The 15,019-nt window shown below is 43.0% G+C and carries 15 protein-coding genes; 2 read left to right on the forward strand and 13 right to left on the reverse strand.

Features of this window, described 5'->3' with window-relative positions; all coding sequences use genetic code 11:
* Positions 1 to 168 precede the first annotated feature (168 nt).
* The 4 genes from HOP45_RS06020 to HOP45_RS06035 form a co-directional block, all read right to left on the reverse strand.
* Positions 169 to 819 (reverse strand): SDR family oxidoreductase, encoded by a 651-nt coding sequence (locus HOP45_RS06020; RefSeq protein ID WP_181348014.1) that lies wholly within the window; start codon positions 817 to 819, stop codon positions 169 to 171.
* A 112-nt stretch (positions 820 to 931) separates the two neighbouring features.
* Positions 932 to 1,402 (reverse strand): kinetochore Spc7 family protein, encoded by a 471-nt coding sequence (locus HOP45_RS20665; RefSeq protein WP_255437502.1) that lies wholly within the window; start codon positions 1,400 to 1,402, stop codon positions 932 to 934.
* 54 nt (positions 1,403 to 1,456) lie between these two features.
* Complete coding sequence (locus HOP45_RS06030; RefSeq protein ID WP_181348015.1) at positions 1,457 to 1,651, reverse strand: hypothetical protein; 195 nt, start codon at positions 1,649 to 1,651, stop codon at positions 1,457 to 1,459.
* A gap of 192 nt (positions 1,652 to 1,843) precedes the next feature.
* On the reverse strand, positions 1,844 to 1,999 hold the full coding sequence (locus HOP45_RS06035) for a hypothetical protein (protein WP_181348016.1): 156 nt from the start codon (positions 1,997 to 1,999) through the stop codon (positions 1,844 to 1,846).
* Positions 2,000 to 2,248: 249 nt separating this feature from the next.
* Between HOP45_RS06035 and HOP45_RS06040 the strand changes: the two genes are divergently transcribed.
* Complete coding sequence (locus HOP45_RS06040; protein WP_181348017.1) at positions 2,249 to 2,956, forward strand: GntR family transcriptional regulator; 708 nt, start codon at positions 2,249 to 2,251, stop codon at positions 2,954 to 2,956.
* 99 nt (positions 2,957 to 3,055) lie between these two features.
* Entirely contained in the window at positions 3,056 to 4,270 is a 1,215-nt protein-coding gene (locus HOP45_RS06045; RefSeq protein WP_181348018.1) for a M24 family metallopeptidase, read from the forward strand.
* Positions 4,271 to 4,382: 112 nt separating this feature from the next.
* Here HOP45_RS06045 and HOP45_RS06050 read toward each other — a convergent pair whose 3' ends face one another.
* From HOP45_RS06050 to rffA, 9 genes are all read right to left on the reverse strand, one after another.
* Entirely contained in the window at positions 4,383 to 5,309 is a 927-nt protein-coding gene (locus HOP45_RS06050; protein ID WP_181348019.1) for a VanW family protein, read from the reverse strand.
* Between the two features lie 148 nt (positions 5,310 to 5,457).
* Positions 5,458 to 7,026, reverse strand: a complete 1,569-nt coding sequence (locus tag HOP45_RS06055; protein ID WP_181348020.1) for a sodium:solute symporter family protein — start codon at positions 7,024 to 7,026, stop codon at positions 5,458 to 5,460.
* Between the two features lie 6 nt (positions 7,027 to 7,032).
* Positions 7,033 to 7,182, reverse strand: a complete 150-nt coding sequence (locus HOP45_RS06060) for a hypothetical protein (RefSeq protein WP_181348021.1) — start codon at positions 7,180 to 7,182, stop codon at positions 7,033 to 7,035.
* 40 nt (positions 7,183 to 7,222) lie between these two features.
* Positions 7,223 to 8,269, reverse strand: coding sequence for a ketopantoate reductase family protein (locus HOP45_RS06065; RefSeq protein WP_181348022.1), 1,047 nt, complete (start codon positions 8,267 to 8,269; stop codon positions 7,223 to 7,225).
* On the reverse strand, positions 8,266 to 9,111 hold the full coding sequence (locus tag HOP45_RS06070) for a beta-keto acid cleavage family enzyme (RefSeq protein WP_181348023.1): 846 nt from the start codon (positions 9,109 to 9,111) through the stop codon (positions 8,266 to 8,268). Before HOP45_RS06070 ends, HOP45_RS06065 begins: the two co-directional genes overlap by 4 nt.
* A 63-nt stretch (positions 9,112 to 9,174) precedes the next feature.
* Positions 9,175 to 9,975: a TrmB family transcriptional regulator gene (locus HOP45_RS06075; protein ID WP_181348024.1), complete on the reverse strand. Its 801-nt coding sequence runs from the start codon at positions 9,973 to 9,975 to the stop codon at positions 9,175 to 9,177.
* 362 nt (positions 9,976 to 10,337) lie between these two features.
* Positions 10,338 to 12,050 carry a metal ABC transporter solute-binding protein, Zn/Mn family gene (locus tag HOP45_RS06080; RefSeq protein WP_370457960.1) on the reverse strand — a complete coding sequence of 571 codons (1,713 nt, stop codon included), beginning with the start codon at positions 12,048 to 12,050 and terminating at the stop codon, positions 10,338 to 10,340.
* 187 nt (positions 12,051 to 12,237) lie between these two features.
* The gene (locus HOP45_RS06085; RefSeq protein WP_181348026.1) at positions 12,238 to 13,932 is read right to left on the reverse strand and encodes a DUF6044 family protein; all 1,695 of its coding nucleotides are present in this window, start codon (positions 13,930 to 13,932) and stop codon (positions 12,238 to 12,240) included.
* Entirely contained in the window at positions 13,895 to 15,016 is a 1,122-nt protein-coding gene (rffA, locus tag HOP45_RS06090) for a dTDP-4-amino-4,6-dideoxygalactose transaminase (protein WP_181348027.1), read from the reverse strand. The genes HOP45_RS06085 and rffA overlap by 38 nt, the downstream gene beginning before the upstream one ends.
* Positions 15,017 to 15,019 lie beyond the last annotated feature (3 nt).

Raw genomic sequence — 15,019 nt, forward strand, 5'->3', positions numbered from 1 at the left:
AGTAATGGAGGTGATGTTGGTCAGAATCCCCTACTTAGTTCTGCCTTTCAGAGGGTAATGAAATAACCACGCATCATCTTGATTTCACATTTGCAATGCTCAATAGATAAAACAAAAAAGACAATCCACCTTAAAGGTAAATTGTCTACCTTAATTTGTCACTACACCCTAGAGCGAGTCGATTGCTTTCATAATATCTTTCGTTCCGTTCACCACTTGAAATTCCTTCCCGATCGTTGCCTGATTTTCCAAAGTAGCCACAATAACTGAGGCGACATCCTCTCTTGGAATCTCATTTCGTTCTACCTCAACAGCTGCTTCAACTTGGCCAGTTCCTTGATCATTCGTAAGACGGCCGGGATGGATAATCGTATAATTTAAATCAGTCGCTTTCAACCACTCATCCGCATAATGCTTGGCTGCAACGTATGGTGCAAAGGACGAAGAAGCTGACTGGATGGCTTGACGACGCGTATCAAACGAACTAATCATAACAAATCTATTTACACCAGCGGCTTTGGCAGCTTCAATCATTTTCACAGCGCCATCCAAATCAATTAAAACCGTTTTATCAGGACCTGTGTGGGGACCTGAACCTGCGGTGAAGACGACAGCATCCACACCTTCAGCTGCTTTTTCAATCGTCTCGATATCGTCTTCGAGATCAACCACAACCGTTTCCGCACCCAATTCTTCAAAAAAGGAAGCTTGCTCCTGCTTACGAATCATCGCTCTTGCCTGCAAACTGTCATATTCCTGAATAAATGACACGAGATGTTTGCCTATTTGACCATTCGCACCAACCACTAGAATTTTCATGTTCTCCACCCTTCCACGATAAAAATTTAATACCACTTATTTATTATCGTAAACAGGATGAAGGGTAATGTCTACTTCCACGTGTTGAGAGGTCATCTTTCGCATGAGAATGTCATTCCTCCAGCGGAATCAACTTCACTCTAGCTTCCGTCTCCATGATATCTCCGTCAGCCGTCCAAAACACATATTCAGTCTCGCCGAAACTACCGTCCCCGAGAATGGTATTCACATCAGCCAGCCCCGAATCCCCATTAAAAATGACAAAATTGCTCCCTTCACCAACAGGGACAGCTTTATACCTACCCGCCGGGAAATCAGCTCCAACTAAGTATTGCCCAGCAGAAAACGTTTTAGGTTCTTCCTTTTTCTCCAAAACGATATTTGTTAACTTGTCTATTTCCTTCTCTAACTTGGATACTTTTTTATTCTTATCTTTAATTTTCGCATCGAACGCGTCTATCTCTTCTTGAAAAACAGTGAGCTCTTCTTCCGCTTCATCCCGGTTTTCAATAACCGCTATGGCCTCGTCATAAGCTTCTTTTTCCTGCTCATATTCCTCATTTACTTCATCAAGCTTTTGCATCGTCTCAACTATCTCATTCTCGTAGTCATCCTTCTTCGCTTCCTTTTCTTCTACCTACTGTTCGATTTTATCTTTCTTCTCCTCAGCTTCGCTTATCTTTGTGATGAGGTTGTTATACGTGATTTTAGACTCCTCAAATTCAAATTTAGCTGTTTTATTACCTACAACAAACAAGAGTAAGGCGAACAGAAGAACTGCCAGACCAAGTGCTGTGTACTTAACCGTTTTAGATTTGATAAATGTTTTCACAAATTCCCCCCTTTTTTGTAAAGAGCTGAAGATTTGTAATTATATTCCATACAATGGCGATTAATACTGTGAATGTTCCGAAAACAAAAAAAGCACTCCTCCAGGAATGCTCTAGTTGATCGTATAACCCTACTCTCTAAACGTTTACTCATCAGTTCTCTTATCTCATTCCACCTTCCTGAATATGTATGCTTATCTAATATGCTCACCTTTAATAATCACTTTGAGCAATGACTTCATTTCCTCATGATCAGCCTGCTGCTTTTTCAACACATTTTCAACATGTCCCACTTTTATTACAAGATAAATCAGCATCACGAATGAAATAACGAACAACATTGTCCCCATAAACTCCATTCTCCCTTCTTTTTCATAATTACTTTATATCGCACTTACTCGACCATTTAACGTTCACACCACACTTCGTTACACTTGGAGATGTTATGATATGATATAACATATACTAACAAGATTGACCAAAGAAACGTAATAAGAAATCCAAACATAATCGACAAACCTACCTTTATCGATTCACTCTTACTATTAATAGTTGTAACACTGCCACAAGGCATTTTTTTTACTAAATGAGGTGACTAAATGACCAAACAAAGAAAATTACCATTATATGTGCAAATTAAAAACAAACTGGTCACGAATATCAAAGAAGGCGTGTGGCAACCCGGAGAAGCCATTCCCTCTGAGAGCCAGCTAATCGAACAATATAATGTCAGCCGCACGACAATTAGGCAGGCGATTCAGGACCTTGCCCAAAAAAATGTGTTAGAAACACGACGCGGCGCCCCCACACGCGTTCGAAATGAACCACAAATCGAGTTGGGGAATCCAGGAATCATTCACCATGAACTAGGAACAGACTTCGACGTAAAAGTGTTACGTGCTGAAACACTGAAGGAGCACTACTATGCAAGCTACCAGCTGCAGTTAGAAGAAAATGAGGACGTTTATTTAATAGAACGGCTGCGGATTGCAGATAATAAACCGATTGCTTTTCAACGTATGTTCGTCCCGCTTCCGATTGGTGAAAAAGTTACCACATTCTCGGCTGAGGCATTTGATATTTTCCCAAAATTAGGCGAACACAATATCCACCACACGAATATCAGAGAACTCGTATCCGCCTCCAATGCGACTCAATACGAAGCTGATTTGTTAGGCATTATTCCAGGCGGAGCATTAATCGATATTGAACGCACGACACTCGGCATCGATAGCCAGCCCATCGAATATAGCCGTACCAGGTACCTTCCTGAATTCTTTCATTATCGAGTAGAAATCGGGAAATAACATGTTGCCATAAGTTTAATCATGTTATAATATGTTTATTGAAGTATAAAAGTGACGTAACATCCAATAGCATTAACGTTAATTTTGGGAGGAGAAGATATGAGCAAGCTTTCGAGCATTCGTCATGATAAAACGCAAATTGACCTTGTCCGCATGCGTCAATACCGCTTAGGGCGCGTCCGGGAACAATTGAAGAAATTAGGGTATGGGGGCATTGTCATTTTTGATCCTGTCAACCTTCGCTACGCAACGGGAAGCCGTAACATGCAAGTATTCATGTTACGAAACCCAGCCCGTTACGTTTTCATCCCTACAGAAGGACCTGTCACCCTATTTGATTTCCCTAACTGCGAACATCTATCAGAAGGCATTGAAACCATCGATGAAGTGAGGGAAGCCATAACATTATCTTATGTCGCTTCAGGAAATCACCTCTATGACAATGCCAAACAATGGGCGAAAGAAATGGCCGATCTCATGAAACAACACGCTGGCGATAATAAAAAACTTGCCATCGATTATGTCCCTTCCGTTGGGGCGATCGAACTCGCCAAAGAAGGCATTGATGTCGTGGATGGACAAGAACCAATCGAGCATGCCCGCAGTATTAAAAGCAAACAGGAAATCGAAGCCATGAAAATTTCTGTCCGTACAGCAGAAGAGGGCATGATCCGCATGCAACAAGCACTTGAACCGGGGATCACTGAAAACGAACTGTGGTCGTACCTCCATCAAACGAACATTGCCCAGGGCGGCGACTACGTGGAAACACGCTTACTCAACTCTGGCAACCGTACTAATCCCTGGTTCCAAGAATGCAGCGACAAAGTGATCAATGACGGCGAACTAGTTGCGTTCGACACCGATATGAACGGACCTTTCGGCTACTTCACGGACATCAGTCGTACCTTCTATTGCGGAGACGGAGAACCGACAGATGAACAAAAACGCCTGTACCAAACCGCTTACGAGCAAATTCAATCCAACATTGAATTGTTGAAACCGGGCATGTCTTTCCGGGAATACGCAGAAAAAAGCTGGCAGATTCCAGATGAATTTTTCCCTAATCGTTATTTCACTGTCGCACACGGAACAGGTTTGAGCGGTGAATATCCTTATATCGTGTATGCGCAAGATTTTGAAGAAAAAGGGTACGATGGCATCATCCAGCCTAATATGGTGCTGTCTGTCGAAAGCTACATTGGTTCACCAGGCGGAAAAGAAGGCGTCAAACTCGAAGAGCAGCTGCTGGTGACGGAAGATGGAGTAGAAAACTTCTCTGACTTCCCTTTTGAACCCAAACTACTCAAATAATTCATTATAAAAAGACCGAACAATTCGCTGAATTGTTTCGGTCTTTTTGTGTTTTAAGAAAGGCGTTCAATAGCGCTCCTTCCAAAACACGCCGCTTTCCACTGGCGTAAATTTATTGGTTGATCCCTTGAGCGCTGGTGTCCTTTTCCTCAGGGAGTTTATCACTGGCTTCTGGAATGTTCTGCGGGTCAAAATTGATGACGTCGGATGAATAAATCGTAATACTCATCTGGCCACCATAAACGTTTGACCGTATTAAAACCGGCTGATTATACTGGTTTTCGAACGTGAAATCAGGGCCGTACCAGCTTACCGTGGCATCGCGTCCTGAAGGCACATACGGGACACTTTTACTATGGGAATAGCGTTCCTTAACGTCCAAGCCTGCATTAGCGACAGAATTATACAGGGTCGATGACACCTGACAAATGCCGCCGCCAATCCCTTCTGTCACTTCACCCTTTACAATGACAGGTGCCTCCTTGTATCCCTTATCCTTTGTTCTTTTTCCAACCACCTTATTAAATGAAAATATATCTCCAGGGAACACCACATGACTATCGATCGCCTCTGAAGCAAGATGGATATTGTGGGTCCTTTCTTTATTACTCGAATTAAAATAGGTCACATAATGACCAATCTGCTTCGTTCGGATATTGGCAAGCATTTCAACGTCCACTTTAGGAGAGATTGCAATTTTCGGAACTTGAAGGGTACTTGACCCTGTCCCATGTAAGTAGTGATAAAATTTTTCTAAGAACGCTTTCTTATAAACTTTCGAGCCATCCTCTCCAGGTATGATTTCCCCTGACTCACCTATTTTGGCATTCAACGGTTTTTGACTAATTTCTTGATTCAGTTCATCGATCAGCTTCTGTGTTTCAGTCTCGTTTACAAACGGCTGCCCGAGGAACTCTGCCTCAAACTGTTCCCGATTAACATCAAGGATTTCTTCCCCATCATCGACTATTGTTAAATCATCATCTTGAATAAACAGCTGAAATGCGAGCAAATATATAGACAACGTTATAAATTTCATACGTGCGCCCTCCTACTGCTCATTAGTATAAGTAGAAGGAAGGAAATCATGTGAAGGCAATAAATAAAATGCGTAATCATCAAAAAAAATTGGACCCCGATATCGGCGCCCATACAACAGGAAAAATATGATAGTCATGCTTAGTGCTTTACGCGTCTTTCCTGGCTAACTTTTCTTCATCACTCACGACACTTTGATCTGTTTCGTTCTTTTGTATATGATAAAAGGTCTCTTGAGTTGATTGGCTGACGTCTGCTTTAAAATAGGGTTCATATGCTTCAACCGGAGGTTTAGGTGTGAAGAAGACAACCATGAACACTCCTACTAAAGAAGCTCCTAAAGCAATTAAAAAAGGATTGGTCGCACTGGCAAATTGAGCAGCGATATACGCGAATAGCCCAACGAGCATAGAAACATATGCTGCCGCTCGATTCATGCGCTTCCAATACAATCCCAGGATAACGACTGCGAAAAATACCGCTCCGAACCCGCCATATACATAAGTGAAGCCCATCGCTAAGAACCAAGGAGGCGTAATCGCACTAACCACAGCAATGACGGCAATCACAAACATGCCAATTCTAAGGTTCATATTAAATTTCTTCTCAGTGATTTTCTTTTCGGAAAAAATGTTTAAATAGACGTCGTAGTAAATCGAAGTGGCGCAATGCAGAAGCATTGAGTTCGCGGAAGACACAGCAGCGGCACATAAAGCTACTAATGTTAACGCCCCAAATAACGGAGGGCTGTACTCCTGGACGATGAGTGGAATGATATAATCTGTCGTTCGATCAGCCGGTAAACTCGGCATCAATGTCTTCGCGCCCAATCCCATAATAATTAACGGTATAAAGATGGCTGTTAAAACAAGAAGCGAACCCATGATTTGCAGAATAGCCACCTTAATATTTTTGGGAGCGAGCATGCGCGTAACCCAGTGCGGAGAAACGATCGAACCGACTGCATTAGACATAAAAATAGCAAATAAGGCCCCTAAACCAAATGTCCCAACTGGCGAAATCATGGACCCTTCCGGTATGGCATCTCCTCCGATATTTGTTGGGCTCGTGGTGGAGGACATCGTATCAATGATGTTCCCCAATCCGCCTGTAGCAGCTAACACAGAAGCTCCACCTAAAATGACACCGATAACGATTAAGGTCGTATTTAATGTATCTGTTGCTGCAACTGACCAGAATCCTCCGATGCTCGTGAAAAGCAGAAAGATCAAAAATGCGAATATCGCATACTCATATTGAATATTTGTAATCGTAGAGAATACAATTCCGAAGCCAACCACCTGTAAATGCACAAATAAAAAGTAACCAATAAACATAACAGCGCCAACAATCGTTCGTAAGTGGCTGATCCTCCTGAATGGTTCAAACCTCAAATGAATGTACTCAGGAAATGTACGGGCCGGCGTTTTGGGACGCCTTATTTTGTAAGCTACGATTGGAAATAAAGCCGTTGCCAAAAACCAACCGGCTACCCAACCGATGATCGCTGAAACCCCGTTGCTGTATAAATACCCAGGAACCCCCATCACAGAAGCCACACTAACCCATGTGGCTGTTGTGGTGCCAATCCCTAACATGAGCCCCATGCGATGGCCGCCCGTGGTAAAATCCGACATAGATTCAGCTTGTTTTAAACTTTTTAATGACGCCCATATAACAAAGGCGATATAAAAGCCAAGTACAACTAAGTATACCATTCCGCCCTACTCCTCCCCTTTTGGATTATAGTGAAACAACTTTCCTGTCGCTCCCCATCGTTTCACACCGTGTTTTTCAAGCCGGAAACATAAATATGTGCCGAGTAGCAATCCAAAAATAATCGTAACGAACCAGGTCATTAAGGCAATAACCATTACATTACCCCACCTTCAATTATTTAATAATCAGAGCAATTCAATTGAATGCGTTTACATTTACATCTAAAAAATTTTGGAATGTGACTATGTTTTTCTCAAAATCCGGTATTGCTTGCTCTTCTTCTGCTTGTTGGACAAGTTGACAAACTAACTGATTGTACGGCGTTTGCACATTAGAAAATTCACCTTTTTTTACAACATGACCGTTAATATAACTGATTTCAGTCCGTTTTCCTTTTTCTAAATCCTGAAGCATGCTTGCTTTCAGATTGGCATGCGGTCCCCAAACTTCATGGTAAAAATCAAGTTTATCCCAAATCGCATCCTGATCTTTCAATTCTAAAAATTCAAAATTTTTACCTTGCATGTTTTCTAGTTTAATGTGATAAGAATGAGCGACCTTGATGGTTTCGTCAGCGAGATTAGCGATGATTTTCATTGCATCGGCATGATTCAATACCCTGCCAAATGTACAACCAAGCGCAGCTGACATGCCACTGAATGTACTATTCATCAGTAATTTTGACCATCTCACCCCTTGTATGTTTGTCGTGATTTCACAGTGCCCGACAGCATCTAATATCTTTTTGACCATGTTAATCCGTTCCGTTATGTCGCCATTTAATTCACCGACATCGAAGGCATATTTTTTCATTGTATCGAATTCTGTGGTTAACTTAGACACACCTGGACCAGACCAAGCAGCTCCGAAGCCAACAGCACCGCCAACTGTTCGATCTTCACCTACGATTGAGGCAACTTGTTCTTCTGGTATACCGTTTTGCAGGGTGCAAATGATGCTTTCTTGATGAAGGAAAGGGAGAATGGCGGTTAGGGAATCTTGGGTGAAAACTTGCTTGGTAAGCAGAAAGACAATGTCATAGACTTCACTATAATCATTTGGATGTTTGGCTTTGACTGGAATAGTCGTATCTAAAAATCCTGTGAGTTTCGCTCCATTTTGATTTAATGCATCTACATTTTTGTGATTCACATCAATTAAATCAACATCATACCCTCCTTTCTGTATTAAAGCTCCGATAATCGTTCCCAAGGACCCCGCTCCTAGAACTGCAATTTTCATGCTCTTCGACCTACCTTATTCAAGTTACTAGTTTTCAGCTTTAAGATTTCTCTTGCTTCATCAGGCGTAGCGATTTCTCTTCCTAATGTCTGAGCTAATTCAACGATACGCGTGACAAATTGAGCGTTCGTTTCAGCTAATTCACCTTTGCGGAAGTACACACTGTCTTCCATCCCTACGCGCACATGCCCGCCTAATAGAATACTCATCGTGTTGATCGTTAATTGATCTTTGCTTGTGCCAATCGCTGACCACGTGGAACCCGCTGGAATACTTTCAGCCATATGCATCAAGTTCTTTGGTGTAGCAGGCATACCGCCAGCAACGCCTAAGACAAATTGAAAATGGAACGGTTCATCGATCAGTCCCTTTTTTGCTATCCGCATAGCATTCGAAATCATGCCCACATCGAACGCTTCTATTTCAGGCTTTATATTTCTCTGTTGCGTTTCGGCAGCAAGTCTCTCCAAAAAGTCCGGCGTATTATAAAATACACCTGAACCGAAATTCATGGTCCCTGCATCAAACGTGGCCATTTCCGGATTCAGTTCACACACACGAAGGCGCTCCTCCTCGGTCGGTTCTAACCCCCCTGCCGTTGTTAAATTTAAAATGATGTCGCATTTCTCCTGGACCCGATCGATCACTTCCTGGTAAACACTCAGATCCATCGTATTTTCGCCCATTACATCCCTCACGTGTACATGACCAATCGCTGCTCCCGCTTTCCATGATTCATAAATGGAATCCGCGATTTCTTCTGGGGTCAAAGGAAGGTTAGGATTATGTTGACGTGTGGCCTGAGCCCCATTAGGAGCAACTGTAATGATTAACTTTTCCATGTGTATCTCCTCCATATATTTCGATTATAAAAGCGCTTCCAAAATTACCTAGAACTCTATTCATCAAAAATCATTAATCAAATTCTCTAAGCTGCGGCCATAATGTTCTGTGATCGTTGACTCAAAATCATTAATGATCCTATTCACATAAATATCATGGCGAATGTAATTTCGAGTCGTCGATACCATAACAGGATGACTTGACACCACGGAGTGAGGCGCGTCCTCTAAGGAATGAAGCAGAATTGCTTTTCGATTATCAACTACAATCGAGAATTCGCCGCTATGACGTCCTAATGCCAGTCCTTCTTTGTAGTGCGTAAAACTATCCCAAGGCACATCAGTCTGATCCTCATCAAAAATTAACGTCACAATTTTTATGCCGCGTTGGTGCGTTTTAAACAGAAGGTCTTTCAACTCCTCAAATTCTCTATTCCAGCAGCTGATGATAAGCTGTGATTCACATTCTGAAATTGCAGTTTGCACAACTTCCATAGAAGCGGAATACCCTTCTATTAAAAATAACTCTGACCAATCTACATCACTATTAGCAGAAACCTCGGCAAGCGAATCATCAAGAAAATCAAGGTGATTCATAAATGTGTCTTTCTTCGTTTTCAATAGCTCTTTGTAAGGGAGGGGACTGTACCGAACTTGCTTCCCATTATTACCTCCCGATACTGTAAACACCAAACCCTGTTCCTTCATCTTCTGAAGAGCCCCATACACCTTTGGAGTCGGGACACCTGATAATTTTGCAATATTATTCCCATTCGATGGCTGATGACTTAAAAGCGACACATAAATCTTCGCCTCATACTCAGTCATACCAAATTCCTTCAACGTACGAATAATCTCTTCCACAGTTACCCCTCATTTACTTACTACGTTGGTAGTATTATGTTTGTTGTCTTACACTTTACTACTTTGGTAGTTATTTTGTCAATGATGTTTTTCCTTAAGCTAGTAAGCTTTCAAGTTGGATCGCCCAAATTGATGTGGGAATCGCCCAAGTTCGGACCACAATCGCCCGAGATAGGAGCAGAACCGCCCAAGCGTGGCTGAATCGCCCAACAAGAGGTGCAATCCGCCCAAACTCTGGCCGCAATCGCCCAATGGCAACATCATATTTACAAAATCCCACTACAAAACCCCTGGGGATGCACGAACTCCCAGGGGTTATATGATCATTATTTAGTTGCCATACCTTCTAACAACATTTTAACTTAATGCGCCACCATTTCATGGGCAATATCATGACCATCCATATTTGAAGGATAGTAAGTCGGCCAATTCGTGACTTCTTCTAGTAAGGCATCACGATCGTCACCCCAATACAAATGATAGTGGCCCACTTCAGTCGGTGAAATGCGATGATCGCTAAATTGAATATATTGAGGAAGACCTTCAGTGTCTTCCTTCAATTCAAAGATGTACCTTACGCCTCTATTTCCTGCTTCATAGGTGAGAATTTCGTAGCCGTCATAGCCATATTCACCAGACGACTGGTCGCCATTTTCAAAAAATGTTACCTTACCTTCCTGGATCTTAATACGTTTTACATCAGTTTGATACCCTTTCTGATAATATGCCTTGTATTCATCCGCTGTCATGTCCTCGTCTTCCTCAGCTTTATGGGCAAATACTTCATCCAGGGTACCATCCTGCAAATGAGGGTAAACCGACTGCCAGGCCCCTTCCCAGTCAGAAAGAGAGCGGTCCTTCACTTGACTGTCTTCAAAGTATCCCTCATATATTTTTTGCGCTTCCTCATCATGATCATGGCTATGCTCGTGTTCATGTTCGCTTTCCTCATTTCCAGAGGTATCTCCTGAACCGGAAGAAGATTCAGATAAAGCCTTGGTCAACTCCTCTAAATTGTGCCGCATCAAAGTAAAGTAGTCCTCTTCATTTTTAACATCTTCCTCTGTCAGAACAGACAGATTGTGGATGCGCAGTGTTTCTGCGCCGATTTCCTTGCGCACTACATCGGCCACCTTAGGCGTAACGTTCTGCTCAAAGAATACATGATTCAAGCCATGCTGCTCAGCTGTCTCAATGATAGTCTGCAGCTCTTTTTGCGAAGGTTCATTGGTAGGGCTTAACCCAGAAACGGCAATCTGCTCGATTCCGTAGGCCTGCTCCCAATAGCCATATGCAGCATGCGATACAATGATTTTATTTTGAGGTAAGCTCTCGAGCTGGCTATGAAAATCTTGGTCTAAGTTTTCAAGTTCCTTTTTCAGCTCTTCAAAGTTTTGATTAAATGTCTTTTCTTGTTCAGGTTTGAGTTCAACCAGGGTTTCTTTTACATGCGCTGCTTGCTGGATGGCGAGCATTGGATCGAGCCATACGTGCGGGTCTTGATCGCCATGGTTATGGCCAGCGTGTTCATCGCCCTCACTGTCTTCTTCATGAGCATGTTCACCCTCATGCTCGCCTTCTTCCCCTTCATGAGCATGCTTCTCCTCATGATCGCCTTCTTCTCCTTCATGAGCATGTTCATCCCCGTGATTACCTTCCACTCCTTCATGGTTATGAACGTGCTCTTTCAAATCAATACCTTTCGATGCTTCTAGAATCTTGACGTCTTCAGATTCAACAGATTCTGAGATTTGTTTGGCATAGGATTCTAAACCGGCTCCGTTATAGATAAATGCATCAGCTTCAGCGATTTCCACCATTTCTTGGGTGGTCGGTTCATAAGTATGAGGATCTGATCCTGTCGGAAGAATGGATTCTACGGACGCTTGGTCCCCTGCGATTTGTTCAGCAAAAAACTGAAGGGGATAAACCGTCGTGAAAATTTTCAATTTCTCGTTAGACCCTTCTGATGACTGGTCATTTTCCTCACTGGTAGATGCTTCTTCTTGGCATGCGGCTAGTGTAAAAATAAGGACAACTAAACTAAGTAAGCTTACAAACTTCTTAAACAACATTTCTCCCCTCCTTTAATTCTATATATATATTATCGTAATGATTACACTTTGTAAATCGTAATCATTACTTTTAATCTATTATTTTGCAATCATTGCACACTTTGCTACTTATTTACCGGCATTAAAAAAGAGCCCTCATAAGGACTCTTCTCGTTTCTGCGTACCAGGTACAAAAGGTACACATTGCTCAGTTCTGTACCTGGTACAGGTGAAGCTTCAAGGGAGATTGGTCGTTTTGGAAGGTTTGTTCTAACTTGAGACCGATCTCCTCGTGATTTTCGATTGGGAGAGCTGAGATAACGTACTCGCCGCCGAGTTCGCTTAAGGCTTCGGTATTGATGGAAAGGTCTTCGATGGTCTCATCGCTATGTTTGCTAAACAGATAATCCTTTCCGAGTTCACTTGAAAAAACGTACGCTCTGCCGCCCCAGGTATCATAGTAATTTTGTAAAGACGGACTCTTCTCCAGTTCTCCCGCAATCACTTTACGGAATTTGTGTTTGTATTCAAGCGGATACATATTATTGTACGTGTCCAGCGTATAAAACCCATTATATTGCGCGATGGTCGGATGCATGCCCACGCTCACAACACGGTAAGAAGAAGGATCTTTACCGATATATGACTTTACTTCTTCAAATAAGTCCACCGAGTAAAATTCATTAAACGTCGGTGTGTTGATTTCACTATATTTGTTTTCCTCGTTCAATTGATACACGTTCCAGCACTGGGCTATCAGGAGAATGATGGCGAGCAGCTTTCCTCCTTTGATCCGCTTTGCCACGATTACGAGCGCGAGAGCAAAACAGATATACCAGATCATGGGGTCAAAGAAATGGATACGCGCAAAGTTAAAGGTATTCAACAGATGAAAGCTCTCTTTAAGCGGTCTCCAGCCTTCCCAATACCAGAAGGCATACCATAAGGAAAGAGCAGGCGTAGTGGCGAATAACACAATCAGGCTTGTCGGATAACCACCGCGCATAATCGCAAGAACGATCGCGGCCACAATGACGGGCAACACAATCGATGTGTGAACAGCCATGTCGTGCGTATGGCCGTGAAAGAAATTTTCATTAAACAAATCGATCGTTGCTGGCAGATCCTTATGGCCAAGATCGTTTTCCTCCCGGTGCGACGTAAAAGAAGAATCGATAAACATCGTATAAAGGAGCAAATAATTTTTCACCAAATAAATAGCGGTCATCCCGCTTATGGCAATAAAAAAAGGCAAGTTAAAATACTTTTTCTGTATCCACTCAGCGAGCCAAAGGACGCCCATTACGCCTAGGAAGAAGATGAACGATAAAATAAAATTAGACAGAAGCGGAATAATAGCTACGGTGAGCCATATGTACCTCGGCGTGCTTTTTCCTTGTTGGCGGATCGTCAAAAATAAATAAAAGGCTAAAGGCAGTCCGGCGATTGATAATACACCTGAGGGCCAGAACGGCAGCATCGCAAACGCCAAGGAACAACCTGCAGTCAGCCAGGTCCTCTTCCAGTCTGGCATAACGAAGCGACTCAACAACATATACATCCCGAAAAACGCTGCCAAGCGCATGATCGTTTGACTGATGGTATAAGCCGTAAAGGGAGCAAACCACTCATAAAGCCACGTCACTGCATCCAACGCTGAAGGCAAAGCACTTCTGGGAAGACCATTAATGATATTTGGGAGGGTCGTCCCCGGATTTGCGAATAAGTGTCCACTCTCTGCAAGCAGCTTATACCACACGATATTAGAGTCTAAGTTATCGTGAACACGAATGTGCGTATCTCCCCCAAGCATGAAATAGGGCAGGAGATACATCGTTAGAATGATTAAAGCCAGTAGGTTCCATTTATACTTGATAAAATAATTGAATATGCTTAACGACATGACGGACATCCTCTTCTGTCATTCCATAATATAACGGCAATCTTAATAAGCGTTCACTATCTCTCGTCGTAACGCGATCTTCGCCTGCAAACATGCCATACGTTCCGCCGGCATGTGATGAGTGTAAGGCTACATAATGCGGAACAGCCATGATGCCATTTTCTTTTAAATGTTGCATAAGGGCGGCGCGTTCATCTCCATCACGACATTTCACGTAATACATATGCGCATTGTGCTCCGCTTCTTCAGGAATGTGCGGCACTTCAACACCGTCCAAATGGTTTAATGCCTCATGATAAACGTTCCACGTTTGTTTGCGGTCTTCATTAATGTGTTCAATGGACGCCAATTGCTTGTAAAGGTAGGCTGTATTCAGTTCACTTAGCACATAGGAGGACCCAATGTCGCGCCAGGAATATTTATCGACCATCCCACGAGCGAACTGCGCTCGATTCGTCCCTTTCTCCTGGATCATTTCTGCTCGTTCGATGAATGGACGATGATTGACGATCAGCGCCCCTCCCTCGCCGCACGTATAATTTTTCGTTTCATGAAAACTGAAGGTGGCTAAGTGACCGAGCGAGCCTAATGGCTTCCCTTTGTATGTGCTCGTTAACGCCTGGGCAGCATCTTCGATCACCCACAGATTGTAATGTTCTGCGATCTGCATAATCTCATCCATTGCACAGGCCACGCCCGCATAATGAACGACAACAATCGCTTTAGTCCGGTCTGTTATCGCCTGTTCGATTTGACGGGGGTCGATATTGAGCGTATTTTCCTCAATATCAACAAATCGGATCGCCGCACCTCTTAAAGCAAAGGCATTAGCGGTAGACACAAATGTGTAAGAGGGCATAATGACTTCATCCCCAGCTCCTGCCTCTGTTAATATCGCCGTCATTTCCAGAGCGGCTGTACAAGACGGCGTCATAAAAGCCCGTTCGCAGCCCACATGATGTTCCAGCCACTCTGTACACCTTTTGCCAAACGGTCCGTTGCCTGACAATTTTCGATTGGAAATTGCTTCCATTACGTATGCTTCTTCGCCTCCAACCACACAGGGACGGTTAAATGGAATCATGTG

It is taken from the genome of Thalassobacillus sp. CUG 92003 (genome assembly GCF_013618635.1).
Lineage (GTDB): Bacteria > Bacillota > Bacilli > Bacillales > Halobacillaceae > CUG-92003.